General features: G+C 60.4%; 14 protein-coding genes. 5 read left to right on the top strand and 9 right to left on the bottom strand.

From position 1 onward, the window contains the following. Window positions 1-85 precede the first annotated feature (85 nt). The gene (gene rarD, locus BUE38_RS15840; RefSeq protein ID WP_143166363.1) at window positions 86-682 is read left to right on the top strand and encodes an EamA family transporter RarD; all 597 of its coding nucleotides are present in this window, start codon (window positions 86-88) and stop codon (window positions 680-682) included. Between the two features lie 188 nt (window positions 683-870). Beyond that, on the top strand, window positions 871-2,289 hold the full coding sequence (locus BUE38_RS15835) for a hypothetical protein (protein WP_143166362.1): 1,419 nt from the start codon (window positions 871-873) through the stop codon (window positions 2,287-2,289). Window positions 2,290-2,439: 150 nt separating this feature from the next. On the opposite strand, the gene BUE38_RS15830 is transcribed toward BUE38_RS15835, so the two are convergent. Beyond that, window positions 2,440-3,462 (bottom strand): amidohydrolase family protein, encoded by a 1,023-nt coding sequence (locus BUE38_RS15830; RefSeq protein WP_143166361.1) that lies wholly within the window; start codon window positions 3,460-3,462, stop codon window positions 2,440-2,442. A 592-nt stretch (window positions 3,463-4,054) separates the two neighbouring features. Here BUE38_RS15830 and BUE38_RS22665 point away from each other — a divergent pair. Together BUE38_RS22665 and BUE38_RS23520 are read left to right on the top strand one after the other, a co-directional pair. Then, window positions 4,055-4,951, top strand: a complete 897-nt coding sequence (locus BUE38_RS22665) for a hypothetical protein (protein WP_200802204.1) — start codon at window positions 4,055-4,057, stop codon at window positions 4,949-4,951. Next, a complete protein-coding gene (locus BUE38_RS23520; protein ID WP_159438900.1) occupies window positions 4,894-5,775 on the top strand; it encodes a SulP family inorganic anion transporter in 882 nt (293 codons plus the stop codon). Before BUE38_RS22665 ends, BUE38_RS23520 begins: the two co-directional genes overlap by 58 nt. A gap of 1,500 nt (window positions 5,776-7,275) precedes the next feature. On the opposite strand, the gene BUE38_RS15805 is transcribed toward BUE38_RS23520, so the two are convergent. The 8 genes from BUE38_RS15805 to osmF form a co-directional block, all read right to left on the bottom strand. After that, on the bottom strand, window positions 7,276-8,823 hold the full coding sequence (locus BUE38_RS15805) for a hypothetical protein (protein WP_143166359.1): 1,548 nt from the start codon (window positions 8,821-8,823) through the stop codon (window positions 7,276-7,278). Window positions 8,824-9,907: 1,084 nt separating this feature from the next. Then, window positions 9,908-10,177, bottom strand: a complete 270-nt coding sequence (locus BUE38_RS15795; RefSeq protein ID WP_143166358.1) for a hypothetical protein — start codon at window positions 10,175-10,177, stop codon at window positions 9,908-9,910. A 1,131-nt stretch (window positions 10,178-11,308) separates the two neighbouring features. Then, the gene (locus BUE38_RS15790; protein WP_073436205.1) at window positions 11,309-12,286 is read right to left on the bottom strand and encodes an alpha-ketoacid dehydrogenase subunit beta; all 978 of its coding nucleotides are present in this window, start codon (window positions 12,284-12,286) and stop codon (window positions 11,309-11,311) included. 1 nt (window position 12,287) lies between these two features. Then, window positions 12,288-13,514 (bottom strand): thiamine pyrophosphate-dependent dehydrogenase E1 component subunit alpha, encoded by a 1,227-nt coding sequence (locus tag BUE38_RS15785; RefSeq protein ID WP_073436204.1) that lies wholly within the window; start codon window positions 13,512-13,514, stop codon window positions 12,288-12,290. 438 nt (window positions 13,515-13,952) lie between these two features. Continuing rightward, window positions 13,953-14,687: an ABC transporter permease gene (locus BUE38_RS15780; RefSeq protein WP_073436203.1), complete on the bottom strand. Its 735-nt coding sequence runs from the start codon at window positions 14,685-14,687 to the stop codon at window positions 13,953-13,955. Then, window positions 14,680-15,624 (bottom strand): ABC transporter ATP-binding protein, encoded by a 945-nt coding sequence (locus tag BUE38_RS15775; protein WP_073436202.1) that lies wholly within the window; start codon window positions 15,622-15,624, stop codon window positions 14,680-14,682. Before BUE38_RS15775 ends, BUE38_RS15780 begins: the two co-directional genes overlap by 8 nt. Then, a complete protein-coding gene (locus BUE38_RS15770) occupies window positions 15,621-16,808 on the bottom strand; it encodes an ABC transporter permease (protein WP_073436201.1) in 1,188 nt (395 codons plus the stop codon). The genes BUE38_RS15775 and BUE38_RS15770 overlap by 4 nt, the downstream gene beginning before the upstream one ends. Before the next feature lie 19 nt (window positions 16,809-16,827). After that, complete coding sequence (osmF, locus tag BUE38_RS15765; protein ID WP_084541989.1) at window positions 16,828-17,733, bottom strand: glycine betaine ABC transporter substrate-binding protein OsmF; 906 nt, start codon at window positions 17,731-17,733, stop codon at window positions 16,828-16,830. Window positions 17,734-17,820: 87 nt separating this feature from the next. Here osmF and BUE38_RS15760 point away from each other — a divergent pair, with 87 nt between their 5' ends. Next, window positions 17,821-18,858, top strand: a complete 1,038-nt coding sequence (locus BUE38_RS15760; RefSeq protein WP_073436200.1) for a DUF1853 family protein — start codon at window positions 17,821-17,823, stop codon at window positions 18,856-18,858. Window positions 18,859-18,872: the final 14 nt, after the last annotated feature.

The raw sequence follows: 18,872 nt of genomic DNA, 5'->3' as shown, positions 1-18,872 counted from the left end.
TCGTCGTTAGTATGCTAACCTGACGCCTTTTCAGGGAGGATGACCGTTGGCCAGAACTTCGGGATCGACCGTTTCGGAATCGACGGTGTCAGAGTCGACAAGGGGCGTAGCGCTGGGACTGGTGGCCTACAGCATGTGGGGCCTGTTTCCATTGTTTTTCGCCCTGTTCGACGGCGTACCTGCGCTCGAGATCCTGGCCCATCGTGTACTCTGGTCCTGCCTGTTCCTCGCTCTGGTCATTTGTGTACTGCGGCGTTGGGCGCCGATTCGCGATGCCCTTGCTCATCCGCGGCGACTTGGCAGAGTGCTGTGTTGCGCCATTCTGATCGCCCTGAACTGGGGCCTGTACATCTACGCGGTGGAAACCCAGCATGTGCTGCAGGCCAGTCTGGGCTATTTCATGACTCCGCTGGTCAACGTGGCCCTCGGCATGCTGGTGCTCAAGGAACGCATCACACCCATGCAGGGTACCGCCATCGTTCTGGCTCTGCTGGCCATCGGCGTACAGCTGGTACAGCTCGGTAGTCTGCCGTGGATCAGTTGTACCCTGGCCGTGTCCTTCGGTACCTATGGTCTGCTGCGCAAGCAGGTCCAGTTGGATGGACTCTCGGGCCTGCTGGTCGAAACGCTGCTGCTGCTGTCTCTTGGTTTTCTTCTGCTGGGGTGGGTGGTTTGTCCTTGAGGTTGCTGCTTCGACGTTCTTGGTGGGTGTCGTGGTCTCTTTCTGTGCCGGTGTGTTTTCAGCTGTCTTGCCCTTTTTGGCTTGGGGTGTTGTGGTCGGTGTTTTGCTCTGTGGTGCTTGGGTTTTGTGTTTTGCTTCAGCTGTAGGTTGCATTTGTCTGTGTCAGTGTGGGTTTTCGGTGCTCGTCTTTGACTGTAGTGGTTGCTTTGCTTGGCTCTGTTCTGTCTGTGTCTTTTGTTCTCCTGGTTTTCGGGCTGTCGCCCTTCGTGTCGCTGGGGATGGTTTGGGTGTGCGTTTCCGTTTCTTCGTGGGGCTTATTGCGCTCCGATTTTCTTGCGTTGTCTGGGCCTGGCGGCGAATTGCCGGTGGCCTGGTTGATTTTGTCGGTTGGGTCGCCGGGGTGGCTCGTGTTTTGTGTCTTGTCCGTCTGGGCCGGCTTTGGTGGTGTGCCTGTCTCGGCAGGCTGCCCCTGTGGCATCAGGGTGTCGGGGGTGGTGTCAGCGTCGAGCTTGATGGTCTATGTGGTCTTGCTGGTTTCTGGCTGTCCATGGGTGTGGGTGTACTCGCTGGGCGGCTGTCTTTCCAGGGCCGGCGTGGTGGTGCGTGTGTCCGTTCCCTCGTTGTTGCGAACGAGTCTTCTGTGGCTGGAGTTTCTCGGTGTGGTGTCAGTGTTCGTGGTCGCCTCGTTCCCTCTTGTGTCGTTGGGCTTTCCATTGACGGTGCCGGGTGTGTCTTGGTCCGTGGTGGTGGCATGGTTGGTGGCTGCTGGTCGGTCGTTGGTGGTTGCTCTGTCCAGAGCGCCGGTCGTTGTGCTTGTGTGGGCGTCTGTGGCCGTGTTGCTGGTGCTTTTGGGCGCGCCTTCGTTCCTGGCTCTTGGGGCGCTGTCGTTTTCTGCTTTCTGGGATGGGCTGTCGTTGTTGCTTGTTGCGGCCTTGTTTTTGTCGCCGGTGAGTCCGGTCTTCCGCTGCGTGCCGGGTGGTGTCTCGTGGGTCTGCGTTTTGTTGGAGGGCCCGTGGCGGCTGGGTGTCTGGGTCGTCCCTCTATGGTCGCTGCTGGCTGCTTGGCCGGCGTCAGGCGTTTTCCTGCTGGGGCTGCCCCTGCGGGTCCGTCGGGTTCTGCTGGGGGTGGTTCTCTCGGTCCGGCCTTTCTCTCCTCTGTTCTGCTGGGTTGCTGCAGGTGCCGCGGTCTTCTGGTTGTCCGGGTGTGTGTTGGGCTTAGGGGTGTTGTTTGGTGTCCTGGGGTGTTTGTTGTTGTTGAGTGTGGGATTTTCTGGTGTGGTGGGTGTGCCGGGGTGCTTCCCGTTCGGTGTTGTCCTGGCTTGCGGGTGGTCGGCCTCTCTGTTGGTGCTTGTCCCTTGGGTGTCGTTTCCCGCCATGTGGTCGGTGGTCGCGTGGTTGCTCTCGGTTGCTGCCGGGTCGCCATTCTCGACGCTTGGTCGCGGAGGGCCGTTGGTGTTTCTTTCGTGCGGGGGACGTGCGGGCGCCGCTTCACCTGCTGTGGGTTCTTCGGGGGCCTTGATCCGTTGTCTTTCGGGCCTTTCGGGTCGGTCTGTGATCGCGGCGGTCTCGGCTGATTCGCTGGCGGGGTTGCTGGTTGGGTTCCCGTGACCACGTTCGCTCCCGCTGTGCCCCTGGTTGGCTTCGCGCATTACCACTGGCGGCCGCCCATCCCTGCCTGTGCTGGGAACTGTTGTGCTCTCGGCGTTGATGCGGGCTTCTCCATTCGGGAGGGCGTCTCGCTTCTGTGTTGCACGGTGGTTACCTTCGGCTTTCTTGCTGTCTGCGTTGGGGGATCCTGGTGTGGTTATTGGGACTGTGCTGTCGTGCCGGGCTTCGTGCCTCTTGGAGGTCTGGCTGCGCGGTCCTGGTGGCTTCTCGACTGGCGCCCCTGGCGTCTCCGATTGGGTCTTGACGGTCGCATTGGCTGCATGCCTGATGGTCCTGTTCTGCTGGACGCTTCGCTCTTGATTCGGTTGTCGCTTCTTCTTGCGCCCTGGCTGCGTCCTGGGCGGGCTGCCTGTCGGGCCGGGTTTTCGTTTTTGCCTGGTCTGTTTGTCTTGTGTGGTGTTCTGGATCTGCGGGGGTGCTGTAGTGGCTGAGTGTTTTGTCTGGTGGTGCATGCTTGTCTTTGTTTAGGTCCTGTAGCACCTTGTCGGCGTTTTTGGTGTCGTCGGGTCGAAGGATGCGCTTGGGTGGCCTGTCGCCGGTGTCGATCGGCATGTTCGTTGTGTGCTCGCTGACCGGCTGGTCGGGCGGTATGTGCCCGTCTTCCTGCTTGGGGTTGGCCCTGTCCTCGTTGCTTTTGAGCCCCTGGGCGTCCGGCCTGTGCTGCCTGTCAAAGTGTTGGCGTTTGTCGAGTTCGCCCGCCTTGTCGGGGTCCTTGGCATTGATTTGGCTGGCGGCAGAGTCCGTGTCGGTTGCTGTCCGGTGCTCGGCGCTTTGTTTGTCTTTCTGTTCTTTCGGGGGGCTGTCTGTTTCCAGGCAGAAGCTGTTGTTTCGCGCTGTGTCGTCTTCGATCCGTGCGTCTCGTTGCGTCTCCTGTTTGAGGATCTGCTCGTTGTAGTGGTGTGGTCGGTTGTCGGCGGTCAGCATCTGGTTTCGTTTGTTGTTCAGTTGTTGTTGTGTGGTGTTGGTTGCGTTTTTTGGTGGTTTTGTGGTTTGGAACTGGGGTGCTTTTTGAGTGTTGATCTTCTCTTGTGCCCCTCGTGGGGCGGGCTGCCTCTTTGCCAGGGGCTTCATGCCCCGCTTGCTGCCCTGGGCTTCGCTGTGGCGGGTATCCATGGCGGCGTCCTTGGCGTTCTGCTTCCGCGTCCTGGGCATGGCCCGGCGTGGCCTGGTTGTGCTTTGTTCTTTACCCTGTTTTTGGTCGGTTAGCGTTGAGTCTGGGTTGGTGGTGGTTCTCGCCGGGTGTAGCTTTCCTGGTTTTCCGTTGTCTCTTTTCCGGGCTGTCTGGGGTTTCTCGGGGGTTTTGGGCTCCTTTCGCTCTTGGGTCGTCCGCGGGTCGAAGGTGTTGTTGTCTGTTCCTGCTCCAGGGTTTTGCTCTCGGTAGGCCTGTGGCTGCTGTGTGTTGTTTGTCGGCGGCTTGCGTTTCGGTCTGCTGCTGGTCCGTCCTCTGTGTCGCGGCCTGTCTGCCGCTACCGTGTTCGGCGCGGTCGCGTTCTGGTGTTGCGGGTGCGCCTGGTCTGTGCTGGTTGGGGTTCTGGAGGTCCGGGGTGCTCGTGTCTATGGTGTGTGATGGTGCGGATTTCGGGGTCTGCTGTTTATCGGCTGACAGGTTATCGGGTTGGATCCCCGGGCTTGGGGGTTCATGCTCGGGGTCGCGCCTGGGGTCCGCTTTGAGTTCTTGAGTCTTCCCCCTGGGTGCGGGATTCGGGTGTCCTGTGGTGATCTGGGGGACGTTGCGTGCTGTGCTGTTTTTCCTCTTTCTCGTTTGTTGGCCCTGCTGGCTCGGGTGCGTCGTTATGTCGGTGTGGTGGGCTCTCTCGGTGTTTTGGTTTTGGTGGTGGTGTCTTGGTGCATCGGGATTTCCTTTGCCCTTGGCCGTCTGGGACTGGGTCTTGGTGCCGTGCTGTTGCTGGTGGGCATGGTACTGCTCCGTTTTGTTGCTGGGCCGGTTCGTGTTGTGCTTCGCGGCTGTCGTGTGTGGATAGGGCGTAGCGTGCTGTGGATGGACATCCTCGTGGTCGCGCTTCCGCTTGCTTTCGTGTTTGCGGTTGTCATCGCCTCTTTCCTGCTTGCTATGGCCGGTGTTGTGATGTTGGTTCTGTTGCTTGTTCTGGCCACTGCTGGTTTGGTGGTGTTCGTTGTTGGCCTGTTGGTGCTGCTTTTTGTTCGTGCGCTTTGTGTATTGGGCCTGAGTGACGTTGTTTCCGCCGTTGCGGGCGTGGTTTTCGGCGGTCGTGACTTGTCGTGGCTTGGTGTTCATGGGGTGTGCTTTGGTGTTGTTTTGCTGGCGGCTCTGGGGGGTGCCGTGGTGGGCCATCCGGTGGGGGCGTGTCCGCCCCCGACCCGGGCGCTGTCGATCATCCCTGTCTGTGGCGACTCGGTGGTGGCGGTATGGGTGCGTTTCTGGTTGGGTTGTCTCGCCGTCGTTGTTTTGCGTCGGTGGCTTGCTGGTGGCTTGCTTGAGGTTGACGGTGTGTTGTCCGTGGCCCCAGGCTTTCGCTCGCCCCTGTTGAGGAGGGACTGTCCCGCTGATTGGTTTCGTGTTCGGTGTCGATTGTCGCGTGGCTTTCGCGTTTTGTGCTTCGCGTGTTTGGTCGCTCGGTGATCGTCTGCGTGCTTTTCGCTCTGCTGGTGCTTCCTGACTGGCTTGCGTGTGCGCTTCTCGGCGGTCTAGCTGTGGTCGTGTGGTTCTGCGGCTGCCTGCTTGCCTGGGTGGTCTCCGCTCTGCTGGTTCGGCGTCGCTGCCTTGCTGTCGGTGCCGTTTGTCTGCTTGGTGTTCTTAGTGGTTGTGCTCTTTCGGGTTTGGGAGCAGTGGGCTGTGCCGAGTATCTTGTTTCCGCGCTTGTTTTGTCCCTGGTCTCCGGTCTGTTGCTGGTTGGTCTGGGTTTTGTTCGTCTTGTGTTGTTGTCCCTTTTTCTGAGTCACCGGGTTGTCGGCGGCTTTCTGTCGGCTTGCGGCCTGTTGTTTGGTTTCCGTTGGTTGTCTCGTTTGGTCGGTTTCGAGGCCGTGGGTTCCCCGGTTCTTGCGCTTCTGGCGCGCCTCGCGCTCCCGGTTGCGCACCGGTCTTTGGCTCCTGTGTTTGTCTTGTTCGGCCGCGTTGCCTTTCTGTGTTTGGTTCTTGGCTTGGGCGTTCCGCTGTTTCCCGTACTTGGCCTTTGTGTGGGACTGGCTGCGCTTCTTGTGGTTGCCTGGCTGGTTGTGGGGGTGGTCGGGCCTCCGTTCGTTAGTTGTCGACTTGGTCTTGTCTGTTTAGGCGTTGCCCGGGTGGGGCGTCTTCTCTCGTTGGTGCCTGGGCTTCGCGTGCCGGACTTGTCCGTGTCGCTTTGTCGGGCCCTGTTTTTTCGTGGGGTTTTGCTGAGTGTTTTTGGCTTTGTTTCATCCGTGTCGCTGGCGTCGATGTTCTCGGCGAGGGGTGGTGACGGGTTTTGACCTGACGGTTGGTTGCTTGGCGTGTGCGTGTGGCCTGTTGCCGCTGGGCTGGGTGGGGTGTTGCCGGTTCCCGGTGGGTTGTGCCGGCGTTTGCTTAGTCCTTCTTGCGGCGGGGCTCTCGGGGTTGCCGGGGTGTTCGGCGCTGTCGGCTTTGGTGTCGTTGCTCTGGCCTTGACGCGGCTACTGTAGCCGCTGCGGCTCGGCCCCTTTGCCGTGACCTTTACCGTCTCCCTCTTGCCTTTTGTGTATCTTTCCTTGGTTCGTTAGCTCTGGGGCTGTTGGGGCTGGGTCTTTTCGGCGCTGGCTGGGACTGTTGCTGTTGCTTTTGTCGTGGGTGTTGTGGCCGGTTTGGTTTCCGGTGTTTCGGTGTCTGTCGGGCTGTTCTTGTGTGGTGTGCGGCGGCGGCTGGGCGCGATTGTTGTGGGCGTTCTCGGTCGTGGCTGTTTCGTCTGGGTGCCCGGTTCTGCTGTCGCGTCCGCGTGCGATCTGGCTCTGTTTGGCTTTGATGCGGGTGTTTCGTTCGCGCCTGGTTGCTGTGTTGCTGCTGCGGTTTCTTGTCTCGTTGCGAGTCGGCCGGCGCTCTCCTCTGTTGTGTTGGTTTGCTGGGCGGTTCATCTGCTCGGTGCTTTGGCGCTTGACGGCCTTGGTGCTGTTGGTGCACTGCTCTCTGTGTTTCGTGTGGTTCTATGCTTGTGCGCTGTTCGGGGTGCTGTCCTGGTTGGTGTGACTGTTTCTGCTTTTGTTGATGCATTCACTGGCGTTGTATTTCTTCGCTCCTGTGGTGCGTTGGGCGCGCTTCACCGCCCAGGCCCTTGGTGGCTAGGGGCAGATGCGGCTTTGTGGCTTTGTGCTGCTGTGGCTTTCGGTCTTTTGTCCGGGTCTTTCATGGCGCGATTTTCGGCTTGTTCCTTTGTCCCTTCCGCTCCTTTGCTTCAGCGGCTACTAGCCGCTTCAGCCGGGTTTGCTTCGCGGGGTTTGTGTCCCCGGGGGGAAGCTTTTGTTGGCGCTGCTCTTGTGCTGGTCTGGCTTTTGGGTCTGGTCGGTGCGATCAGCGGTGTCGTTGGTGGTTGGCGAGTGCGTGGTGTTCGCCGTTGGCCCGTGTTGGTAGCGCGTGTGCTGGGTGTTGCTGTCAGCGTTGGCTGATCTGTTCGATGCCGGTGTGCAGTTGGCGGTCTTGATGGTCGCTCTGTCGCTGGCGTTCTGCTGTGTGCGGTGGTCGGCGGCGCTTCTGTTTACTGCTCCTACCTTGTGTTCGGTGGCGTTGGTTTCTTGTGCCGTCGTGCAGCTGGATCTTTGTGCTTGGCTCGCTATGGGGTATGCCGTTGCGTTCGTTTCCGGTTGTCTCTTCGCGCCGCTGGTGTCGTGCCTCTGTGCGCTGTTCGCTTGCGTTGGGGGCTCCTGGGATTTTTGGTTTTTTTGTTGCTTGCTGTCCTGTGGTGCGTTGGCGTCTACGTGCGCCGCAGTTGCCTGCCTGACCGAGGTCGTGGTGTGTCGGTCCAATCACGATTCGCTGCGTTTGATGCGTGACCCCCTGGTGGCGCCCGTGCGCTTCATGACCGCCGTGATGGGGCGGCTGTGGTTGTCGTGCCGTTCCTTTTGCTCTGGGTTTGGGGTCTGTGCTCGCTTGCGTCCGGCTCTCTGCTGCGGATTGTGGACATGTTCGTTGGCCATGGTGTTATGGTGCGTCTGCGTTTCTGGCACTGTTTCGCGGGCTTTGTTTCGTGAGTGGTTCGGCTGGTTCCCCTTGTCTTCTTTGCTTCGCTTCTGTCTGGTATTCGTGGACGGCCTCCCCCGGGTTGCGCCGCGGTTCGGCATGAGCTTGAGCCGCCTGCTGGCGTTTCTGGTCTCTTCAGGTGGCAGTGTGCTTGGTGCGGTGCTTGATCCTGGGGTGGTGGGGCCTCTTCGTGCGGTGCGGTGTCTGGTTTGGGTGTTGCGGGATTGCTGGCTTGGGGCTTGGGCGGTGCGTTGTGGGTTCGTTCGTGTGCTGAGGCCTCCTTGCTGCTCGGCGCTGTGGCGCGTCAGGCGCTTGTGTGTATTGCGTGGATGTTGTCGATCCGGGTGGGGCGTCACGTGGGTTGCTACGCGGGTGTCCTTGTTGGGCTTGTTGATGTGGCGTGTTGCGCCCCGGCGTTCGTTGCGGCGGACCGGGTGCATCATGTCGTCCAGGCGATCTCGCGCCTCCTCGTTGCTGGATGGTTGCATCGGTCGATGGTGATGGTTGCTCTTGGGATGTGCCGGCAGCTCCTCGATGGTGTTCTTTTGCGTCTGGTTTCTTTCGTTGAGCGCCTCTGGCGAGGTTATGCTCGGCTGGGGCAGTGCCAGGATTTGTTCGTGATCGGGCCCGTCCTCACCGTGGCTTTGCTGGCGCCTGTGCTCCTGGCTCTCGGGGACCGGGTTGATTTCCTTGGGTCCGCGCATGTCCGGGTGGCGTATTACTGGCTGGTCGCCGTTGTCGCTCTCCAGGTGGTTGGTGTCCGGCGCGTTGACCAGGCTGCTGTTGATGATGTTTTGGCGATGGATGGCGTGCGCGCTTGTCAGTTTGTTGTTGTCGGCCGCGATGGTGGGGGGTTTGGGTTGTGGGTGGTTCAGGTTCATGGCGGTGTCGGTGTGGACCGCGTCCGTCTTGCGTCGCGGTGCGATCGCGCCGCTTATCGGGTGGTTGCTGGGTCTCCTCGCGGCGGCGAGGAAGGCCTTGTTGGTCTGGCGCATTCCCTGTTTGTCGTTGGTCTTGTCGCTTTCGCGCTGCAGGTTGTTGAGTTTGTTGCGGGTCTCGTCTCCGCCTTCGTCACTCCGGGTGGAGCGTCTCGGGGTGTGCATTCCGGTCTGGGTGCTCCTTGCCGTCTCGGGGCTCCAGTCTGGGGTCTTTGGTTGTTCAGTTTTGTCGGTGCTGTCGGGGATCCCCGGTTTCGTCTGGTTGGGTGTGTTGTTGATGATCTGGTTATCGGGGTTGGGGCTGACTTTGGGGTCTGGGTCGGGGATGCCCTCGATCCTCTGTGGCCAGTGTGTCGGCTCCTCCACTGCGGTCGCTGTGGTGGCACGTTGGCTCATGCGGCGGTTTTGAGCCGGTGGTGTTTGGTGTCGTGTGCTGGGGCGGGCCTGTTCGTCGGGGCGTGTCGGTGGCGGTGCTGGGTTTCGTTTTTGGTGATCACTGACATTGCTGTTGGCATGACGCGCGTTGGTTTGTTGGGGCTTGTCCGGCGTCTGTTCCCTGGCATTGGCTTGACGATCTTGTTGCCGTTGCTGGTGGTGTTCTCCTGGGGACGCGGGCTGGTCTGTGCACGGTTCTGTGTCGCTGTGCTGTTGACCTCCCCGTTTGGCTGGTTTTCTGTGTCGGTGTCCCCCTGGAGGGCGCGGGTTTGCTCCATTGGCCTTGTCTTGGTGTGGGTTTGCTTTTAGTTTGTCGTGACGTTGGTCGGCTCTACGTGCCCCCGGTGGCTGCGCTTCCCGGCCTTCTTTGCGGGATCGTTGTTCTCGGTTGTGTTCGGTCGCACGCTCCCTTCCCGTGGTGGCCTGGTTTGGGTCTGTGTGGTATGGTGTCGGGCGCGTTCTTCGGGGGTGCTGGCCGTGTTGGTGCTTGCTCGGGTCTTCTTTGTGTCGGTCTTGGCGATGTTGGGGTGGTGTTGGGCTGGTTGCCTTGACGCCTTGGGTTTGGCGAGTGTGGGTGTTGCGGGCCGCCAGTCAGCCTTATGCTCCTTTGGCTGTTGGTTCGATGTGTCGTTAGGCGAGTTGCTTGATTTGTGGCTTGCACCGTGGTGCTGCGTCTGGTCGCTTTGGGGCTTCGTTGTGGCTGCGTGGGTCTCGGGCTTGGTGTTGGGGGCTTTCTGACTGTTGCGGTGGCGTTTGGGCTGTGCTTTTTTCGGCTCTGGGCTGTTCGGTTCTGCTTGTGGCTGGGTGGGCTGCTTGCGGGTTTCGTTGTCTTCGGGCTGCTGCTTTCGGTCTGTTGCCGATAGCCGTTGCTTGTGTTGCAGAGGCGTGGGCTTGTTCCGTGGTGCAGTCTCGGCTGGTCGCGTCCCGTTGTCGCTGTGCTGATGGGGCTTTTGGGTCTTTTCTCTTGCTCGTTGGAGCTGGGCCGCTTTTGGGTCTTTCCGGTGGCCAGCGTGGCGAGTTCCGGCGGCTTGGTGATCGGGGCCGGCTAGGTTCTTTCCTGAGCTTTGATCTTGGTGTTTCTGCTGTTTTGGCCCGCGCTATCCTGTTGCCTGACTGGTGCTTGCCTTGTTGCTTCGGTACGGCTTTGCCTTTCTGTGGCGATCTCTCCTTGGTTGCGGGTTTTCACTCCCTTGCCGGTTGGCACGTTCGGTGCGGCGTTGCCTTGTTCTGCGATGCCGATCTTGCAGGCCGCCTGTTTATTGTTTTTTCTGGTCTTTTTCTCGCGACGTGCTTTTTGTATTGGGTTGTCCTTCATTGCCATCTCTCTGGTGTTCATTATTCATTGGTTCGGTGTTCGACGGCTCTGCTTTGCTTCGTCTTGCTTTTTGCTTGGGTGAGGGAGCGGCCGTGATTCGTTGTTCTGGGGTTGATTTCCGTCATGGTGGTGCGGGTTGTTGCTGGGGGGGGGCACGCTGTGCGGGGTTGTTGTGTGCTGCCTGTGCTTTCTTTGTTGGACAGGTTTGGTGGGGTTCTCGTGTGAGCTGGCTGGTTGCTGGTGGCGGGGTCTCGTTGCGTCGCTTGTTCTGTCAGTTTGGCGGCAGGGGAGTCCTTTTTGTTTGAGCGCTCGCGGCTCACGCTGCCTGCGTGTGGTGTCTTCTTGTTTGGGGTGGTGCTCGTGCTCCCGGGGACGTCCTGTTTGGCTTGGCGGTGTGCTTGCTTGCTGTGCTTTTCGGTCAGTCGCTTTTGCGTCTGGTGCTTTGTGTCTCCGCTGACTTCGCTGGCCCACCTTCGCTCTGGCGTGTGTTTGTGGGGCGGTGTCCTGCTCTTCTTCGTCGCGGTCTGGGCGGTTGGCTTCGATCGGTGCATGTGCTGGGGCCGGTTCGTGTTTGGGTTCGTCGTGCTTCGGCATCACTGTTTGTTGGGGTGGTGTTTTGTGGGTGGGTGCTTTGTGGGTTCTTCGGTCGAGTGGGCGCTGTTGCTCCTGGGTGGTGTCGCCGTGGCTGACGTGTCTGTCGCGGTTTTTTCCTTCGTGGCTTCCTTGGCCTGTCTGCGGGCGACTGAATTCCGCAGGGCTGCCCTTGTTATTCGTCGCGTCTGGATGTGGTCGTGCGTCCTTGTTGCGTTGGTCGGGTGTCGTCGGCCGTGTCGTTGCTTGTTCCGTCTCGTGTTCGGCGTCTGCTTCGCCCTTGCCCTTCTTGGTTGTCGGATCGGCGCCTTGCGGTTCGTGTTGTCTCGCGCTCTGTCTAGGGTCTACGTGCATCGGGTGGCTCGCTGCTGCTTGCGGCGCTGTATTCTCGGTTGGGGGCTTGTGGGTCATTGTTTCGAGCCCGGGTTGGTCTTGGGTGATGCTCTTGCTGTTGGCGGCCTTGTTCTCTGCGTCTTTGCAGTCGGGGATCGTCTCGCCGTTGTTGGGCCATGTGGTTTTCTTCGTTGCTTGTCTCGTGGCTCAGTAGTTCCTCGGGGCGTTGCTGGTCTCTGGGATTTTGGGGTGTTTGGGGTTCTGCTGGTTGTCTCGAGTGAGCGTGGCCGGTGTTTGCAGCGCTGTCACCCGTTCGATGGGTGACTCCAGGTACAGAAAACAGCGCTCCTGAATCGTCGCGGAAATCTCGGCGGCAAAGCCTCCCGTGCGCGGGGCTTCATGAGTGATCAGCAAACGCCCGGTCTTGAGTACCGACTCGACGATGGTGTCCTCGTCCCAAGGCAGAATGCTGCGTAGATCGATGACCTCACAGGAAATTCCGTCCTTCTCGGCCAGTTCCACCGCCTTGTCGATGACGTCCATCTGCGCACCCCAGCCTACCAGGGTGATGTCGGAACCTTCCTTGGTGATCTCCGCCTCGCCGATGGGCAGTTGATAGTCCTCTTCGGGCACCTCACCAACTGACGCGCGGTACAGACGCTTGGGCTCGAAGAACAGCACCGGGTCTGGATCGCGAATCGCGGCCAGCAGCAGTCCCTTGGCTTCGTATGGATTGCGGGGCACGACGATCTTGATGCCCGGCGTATGCGCGAAATAGGCTTCCGGTGACTGGGAGTGGTAAAGCCCCCCGGATATGCCCCCGCCGTATGGGGCACGAATGGTCAAGCCACCGACGTTGAACAGGTCACCGGAGCGATAACGGAACTTGGCTGTCTCGTTGACGATCTGGTCGAAGGCCGGAAAGATGTAGTCAGCAAACTGGATCTCGGCAACCGGTACCGAGCCCTGGGCCGCAAGACCGTTGGCGAAGCCGATGATGCCCTGCTCGACCAGTGGCGTGTTGAAGCAACGCGCCTTGCCGTACTTCTCCTGCAGATGGCTGGTGGCACGGAAAACCCCACCGAAGCCCCCGACATCCTCACCGAAGCAGAGCACTCGCTCATCCTCGGCCATGGCGATATCCAGTGCCTGATTGATCGCCTGCAGCATATTGATGGTCGCCATGTCACTCCCCTCCCTGGTCTGCGGCATGATCTTCGACATGGTCGGCCGCGCTCAACACCGGATCCAGCGACCGAGCACCTCGCGGGTAGGCCTCGGGATAGCGGCGGATATGACGCTTGAGCTGATCCAGTTGGCGCTGCAGCGCCGGAGTGACATCGGCATAGACATCCGTCACCAGACTGTCGAGCGGGGGCGGCGGACGCTTCTCCGCACGCTTCATGGTGTCCAGAACGTCGGCCCTCAGGCGATCCTGCAGCGCCTTCTCCTGATCACCGTCCCACCACCCCTTGATTTCAAGCCAGGCGCGCATACGCGTGATCGGATCCTTGTCACGCCATGCTTCCTCCTCCTTCCGTGAGCGATAACCGGAAGGATCGTCCGAGGAAGAATGTGCCGCAAGCCGATAGGTCATGGCCTCGATCAACACCGGCTTGTTGTCCTTCACCGCCAGCTCACGAGCACGTTGAGTGGCACGATAGACCGCCAGCACATCATTGCCATCAACGCGGATCACATGCATGCGATAACCGAAGGCCCGCGGCGCCACTCCATCCGCTGCAAACTGCTCCACCGACGGTGTCGAGATTGCATAGCCGTTGTTGCGGCAGAAAAAGATAACCGGGACCTCATGCACCGTGGCCATATTCAAGGCGGCGTGGAAATCCCCTTCCGAGGCTGCCCCCTCGCCAAAGTAGACAATGGTGCACAACCCCTCTCCGGCCAGCTTCTGGCCATAGGCATAACCGGTCGCCTGCGGAATCTGGGTGGCCAGCGGAGAAGAGATGGTCATGTAGTGCAGCTTGCGCGAGCCGTAGTGGATCGGCATCTGGCGGCCCTTGCCGTAGTCCATCTCGTTGCCGAACAACTGGTTCATGAACTCGTCGAAGGTGAAGCCACGATAGGCCAGAGCTCCCTGCTCGCGGTACTGGGCCATGATCATGTCGTCATCATCCAGTGCCGCAGCACTGCCGATCACGGCGGCTTCCTCGCCAGTGCACTGCATGTAGAAACTCAAGCGGCCCTGACGCTGGGCCGCCAGCATGCGCTCATCAAGCACTCGCGTGGCGATCATCGCCTGATAGATACGCAATGCCCTGGCCTGATCCAGGTCCGGCTCTTCCGCCCCGTCATGGAGGCTACCGTCCTGGGCCAGAACAGCGTAGGTGGGAATACTGAATTCATTACCGGACAGAAACTCCGGCTGGTGAGTCCGTGCGGTCGTGGTCATGGCTATGATCCTATCCCTACCCCTTGTGAGGGCAGTGTTGTCGTTATTCCCCCACCTCGCCAGGGGATTGCCCTGGAAAGTGGGCTCGCACTAGTTTGACGTTAACGTAAACGGAATAGGTTGAATAGCCACGACTTTGGTCGAAAAGGCCACTCGGAAGATGCGAGCTTCGAGCAGACCAGGGTCCAGCTTCGAGACACGAGACACGAGCCACGAGTGGCGAGCAGTTCAGTGCCAACCCGGAAATTCTGTGCATTTCTTCAGAGTTTGGGTTTCAAGCTCGAGCGTAGCGTGCTCGACGCTCGCCACTCGTGGCTGGATTCACCTGCTCGGGCGTAGCGTGCTCGAGGCTCGTCACTCGTGGCTGGGTTTACCTGCTCGAGCGCAGCGTACTCGTCGCTCGCAGCTCGCAGCTGTGGCTGTGGCTGTGGCTGTGGCTCAGCCCGTATGCCCCGGCGCCAGCCAACCGAACAGACTATCCACCGTCAATGCCAGCAGGGCAATCAGTACTGCGCCCTGAACGATATAGGCCGTATTGCCGTTGACGATACCCGCGATAATCGGTTCGCCGAGGTTGCTGGCCCCCACCGTGGCCCCCAATGCTGCCGTGGCAATATTGATGGTTACCGAGGTGCGAATGCCGGCCACGATGACGGGGCTGGCCAATGGCAGTTCCACCTGCCGGAGGATCTGCCTGGATGTCATACCCATGCCCCGGGCAGCTTCTCTCACTGCCGGGTCGATACCCTCGATTCCGGCAAGGGTGTTTCGCACCACCGGCAACAGGCCGTAGAGCATCAAGGCAACGATAATCGGCACGGTGCCGAAGCCCAGTACCGGCACCGCCAACGCCAGCACGGCGACGGGCGGAAAGGTCTGACCCATGGACGCCACCTGGGCAACCAACGGTAGAAAGTCCCTCCCCTTCTCACGGGTCACAGCGATGGCAGCTACCACGCCAACCACCACCGAGAGCAACGCCGCCACCGACACCACCAACAGGTGCCGTCCAAGCAGCGTCAGCAGATCGACGCGCTCGAAAACCACCGCACGGCTGTCAGGCTCCACCAGGCGTAGTGGAGCCTCGAGGAATCGCATCAGCAGACATCCACCAACCAGCAATATCCCCCAGCACAATGGGGCCAGCCATGGAGCTCCGTGGCGCTCATTCATGGCCACGCGCTCCCACCAGACGGCGAAAACTCAGCTCACCGATCGGAATATCCTCGTCATCCACCACCGCCAGCCTTTCCACCCTTCGCCATAACATCATCGACAGTGCATCACGCAGGGAGGCCGTCTGGACAATGCGGTCTCGAGCCACCCCGCCGACGCCCAGCGGCACCATCCGCTCACTGACCGGCAACAATGCCGCCTCCTTGAGGCCTCTATCCTCACCACCGAGCAATGATGTGACGAACTCGTTGGCCGGCTCTCGCAACAGCTCCAGAGGATGTCCCTGTTGCACGACCTGACCTTCATGCATGACCACCAGGTGGTCGGCCAGACGAAGTGCTTCGTCCATGTCGTGAGTCACGAAAACGATGGTCTTGCCAAGGCGCGCCTGAAGGTCCCGCAACTCGAGCTGAAGATTCTCACGGGTAATCGGATCCAGGGCGCCGAATGGCTCGTCCATCAACAGAATATCCGGGTCCGCCGCCAACGCTCGGGCCACGCCCACCCGTTGTGCCTGGCCGCCGGACAACTGATGGGGATACTTGCCGGCAAACTCCGCCATATCCAGGCGCAGCAGTGCCATCAATTCCTCAACTCGGGCATCGACCGCTGCCTGCGACCACTTGAGAAGACGTGGCACCAGACCGATATTGCGCGCCACCGTCCAGTGTGGGAACAGCCCGGTGCTCTGAATCGCATAACCGATACGCCGACGCAGGACCTCCTCTCGAAACGAGCGAATCGGCTGCTGATCGATATGAATCTCACCGTCACTATGCTCAATGAGCCGGTTGATCATGCGCAGTGTGGTCGACTTGCCACAGCCGGACGTTCCCACCAGACAGCAGAACTCACCACTGGCCACCTTCAACGAGATATTGTTGACGGCCAGACTGTCTCCAAACCGCTTTGATACTCCGATCAATTCGATCATGTGCCGGCCCCTGGCGATAGTCCCGGTTGTAGTTTGCGTGCCATCCCTGCCAGCAATGCATCCGCCACCAGAGCCATGATCAGGATCGGCAGCGCACCCAACAACACCAGATCCGTCGCCGCCTGGCCCAGTCCCTGGAAGATGAAGCGTCCCAACCCGCCAGCGCCGATCAACGCCGCCACCGCGGTCAGGCCGATAGCCTGAACCGTGGTAATGCGGATACCCTCGATCAATACCGGCAACGCCAGAGGCAGACGCACCTGCTGCAAGATCTGGCGACGACTCATGCCCATACCCCGTGCCGCCTCGATGACACCTTCATCCACGCCCTCCAGTGCCACCAGGGTGTTGCGTACCATCGGTAACAGGCTGTAGGCCACCAGCGCCAGCAGCGCCGGCGCCCAGCCAATGCCACTGACGCCCAGCGATTCAAGCCACGCGTAGTGACTGGCCAGCCAGGCCAATGGCCCGAGCAGAAGACCAAACAACGCCAGACTGGGGATGGTCTGCAGGAAGTTGAGAATGGAGAAAACAGTGCGCTGCATGGCCGGCACCCGACGAACAAACAGTGCGATCCCGACACCGATCATCAGGCTGAGCACCACGGTTGCCGCGACCAGCAACAGGTGTACACCGATAGCCGTGATGAAGTCGTCACTGCGCCCCTGATACTCCTGCCACAATGCAAGGCGATCCAATCCCACCGGGATACACGCCGCCAACACCGCCACCGGGAGCAGAAACAACAGCCAGCTCCGCCACGCAGCCAGTTTCATCCGCGTACTCAGTTCGATCAGCGCCAACAGCAGCAGGAACAGCGTCAACCACATCCCCGCCCCAATGGCGACACGTGCCTGAGGAAGTTGCGGGTCTACCAGTTGGACAGTGGCCAACAACAGCCACAGTGGCCAGCCCACCAGGCACAGCATCACCAATCCGAGCAACCAGGACAAACGCTGCTGACCTGCACGCAATGCAACCCAGCCAGTGAGCAGCAATGGCAGGCTGGCCAACAGCGCCATCGGCCAACCGGCGACCTGCCCGGCAGAGAAGCCGGTACCGGGAACAATCCGATTGGGGGCTACGCTGACGCTCGGCAGCCACCACCAGGCCACCAGCGCTGCCCCCATCAAGGCCACCAGTACCAGGTATCCCTTTCCATCATCACTACGTTGGCTATCCATGCAAACGTTCTATCGCCTATTAGTCCAGCGTGGAGAGATAGTCGGCGGCCACCTGTGCCGGGTCGTAACCGTTGACCGCAACGTCCCCGTTGAGTCGCTGCAGGGTTTCCAGATCAAGAGACTCGAATACCGGCGCCAGCACATCAGCGATCTCGGGATGGCCTTGCAGCACCTCGCTGCGTACCACAGGCGCCGGCTGGTAGACCGGCTGCACACCGCGAGTATCTTCCATCACCACCAGGTCCAGAGCCTGCAGTCCGCCATCGGTACCATAGGTCATTGCCGCGTTGACTCCGCTGGTCTGTTGAGCAGCGGCGCGCATGGTCGCCGCCGTATTGCCTCCAGACAGCACCAGCAACTGGTCATCCTGTAGATCGAAGCCATAGGCTTCCTCGAACGCCGGCAAGGCAAATGCCGACTCGACAAATTCGGTGCTGCCGGCAAGCTTGAAGGAACCACCGTCATTGATGTAGTCAGCAACGTCGTCCAGAGTCGCCAGCTCATTGTCCCGGGCAACATCGCCTCGCACACTGATGGCATAGGTGTTGTTGGCCGATGCCGGTGTCAGCCACACCAGCCCCTGGGCCTCGTCCTTCTCCTTGACGGTGGCATAGGCCTCTTCGGCCTTGTGCCAGACCGGACTATCGGCCATGTCATGGAAGAAGGCACCATTGCCGGTGTACTCCGGATAGATATCGATCTCGCCATTGCTCAGCGCCGAACGGACAATACTGGTACCACCCAACTGAAGGCGGTCTTCCACCTCGATACCGGCATCCGACAGACTCTGCAGAATGATCTGCCCCAACACCGAACCTTCAGTATCGATCTTCGACGAGACCACCACCGGATCTGCTGCCTGAGCAGAAGCCATCACCAGCGGCAGGACCATTCCCGTCAGCAGCGCAAGAGGACGGTTCATCATTATCACCCGATTCCTTGTGTGTGTATGCTTGAGTATACGGCCTAAGTCCGGCGGCTGCAGATTGCCTTCAAACGCAGGAAAAACGCCATGTCATCAAGCCAATACGAGCCGCTGAGCATCACCGAGTCAAGCCTCGAGCACCCTCTGGTGCGCGATCTGGCATGGTTGACTGACGCCCCCGACCTGGTCTGCACACAGTGGCCGGGGCGGCCGGACCTTGCCAGTCTGGGGTTCGCAGACAATGAATCACTGATGAGCTTTCTCCAGCAACTGGATGCACACCCCCTGGCGCTGGAAGCCTGGTTGGAAAGCAGCAACTCTCGTCGGCTCGGCGCCTACCACGAACGTCTGTGGCAATTCCTGCTGAAAACGGCACCCGGTACCGAATTGCTGGCCCATAACGTCCCGGTACGCGTCGAGCGACGCACGCTCGGTGAACTGGACATGGTCTACCGCAACCAGCAAGGGGATTACCGGCATCTGGAGGTGGCCATCAAGTTCTATCTCGGCCTTCCCGAAGGACCCCAACAACCTGATAGCGCAGCCCGCTGGATCGGGCCAGGGGGGCTGGACAGTCTGGCACTCAAGGTCAGCCACCTCAGCCACCATCAGCTACCACTGATGTGCCGGCCCGCGGCACAACAGGCACTGGTCGAGCGGCTCGGTGCTCTCGACCTTCAGCCCCCTGCATCCACTCCCGATCCCCAGATGGCCATGCCCGGTGTGCTGTTCCGCCCCTGGCACGCTCCTGACTTTCCACTGCCCTCGATAACGGCGCCGAACGCACTGCAGGGATTATGGTGCCACTGGCGAGACTGGTCCCGCCTGTGCGCCGAACACCCTCGGTTGACCTTCGGCACTTGCCTGGCGCGCCCGCATTGGCTGGCGCCACCGCACCCCGGGCACTGGCAACCACGCCGTACGCTGAGTCGCACCCTGGCGGCGCACTTCGCCACCTGGGCAACACCGGTGCAGTTGATGCTGTGCCGTGATCCCATGGAGTTCGCCGCCAATCCAACCCCCACAAACGACGATGCGCCGCCCGAAGATTTCGGACGACGCATCCTTGTAGTCGGCAATGACTGGCCCGGCCAGATTCCTCTACCGCCCGACCAGCCTGACTGATCGACCTGGGTCAG

Source organism: Halomonas cupida, from assembly GCF_900142755.1.
In the GTDB taxonomy this organism is placed as follows: domain Bacteria; phylum Pseudomonadota; class Gammaproteobacteria; order Pseudomonadales; family Halomonadaceae; genus Halomonas; species Halomonas cupida.
The sequence above is the reverse complement of the archived record's forward strand: the minus strand, read 5'-3'. Positions and strand labels throughout refer to the sequence as shown.

What these genes read in the sequence shown, in the direction of transcription:
- BUE38_RS15770 (WP_073436201.1), bottom strand. Translation starts at nt 16,808, where the DNA reads ATGGATAGCCAACGTAGTGATGATGGAAAGGGATACCTGGTACTGGTG.
- BUE38_RS15780 (WP_073436203.1), bottom strand. Translation starts at nt 14,687, where the DNA reads ATGAATGAGCGCCACGGAGCTCCATGGCTGGCCCCATTGTGCTGGGGG.
- BUE38_RS15775 (WP_073436202.1), bottom strand. Translation starts at nt 15,624, where the DNA reads ATGATCGAATTGATCGGAGTATCAAAGCGGTTTGGAGACAGTCTGGCC.
- BUE38_RS15805 (WP_143166359.1), bottom strand. Translation starts at nt 8,823, where the DNA reads ATGAGCCAACGTGCCACCACAGCGACCGCAGTGGAGGAGCCGACACAC.
- BUE38_RS15795 (WP_143166358.1), bottom strand. Translation starts at nt 10,177, where the DNA reads ATGAAGGACAACCCAATACAAAAAGCACGTCGCGAGAAAAAGACCAGA.
- BUE38_RS15830 (WP_143166361.1), bottom strand. Translation starts at nt 3,462, where the DNA reads ATGGATACCCGCCACAGCGAAGCCCAGGGCAGCAAGCGGGGCATGAAG.
- BUE38_RS15790 (WP_073436205.1), bottom strand. Translation starts at nt 12,286, where the DNA reads ATGGCGACCATCAATATGCTGCAGGCGATCAATCAGGCACTGGATATC.
- osmF (WP_084541989.1), bottom strand. Translation starts at nt 17,733, where the DNA reads ATGATGAACCGTCCTCTTGCGCTGCTGACGGGAATGGTCCTGCCGCTG.
- BUE38_RS15760 (WP_073436200.1), top strand. Translation starts at nt 17,821, where the DNA reads ATGTCATCAAGCCAATACGAGCCGCTGAGCATCACCGAGTCAAGCCTC.
- BUE38_RS15785 (WP_073436204.1), bottom strand. Translation starts at nt 13,514, where the DNA reads ATGACCACGACCGCACGGACTCACCAGCCGGAGTTTCTGTCCGGTAAT.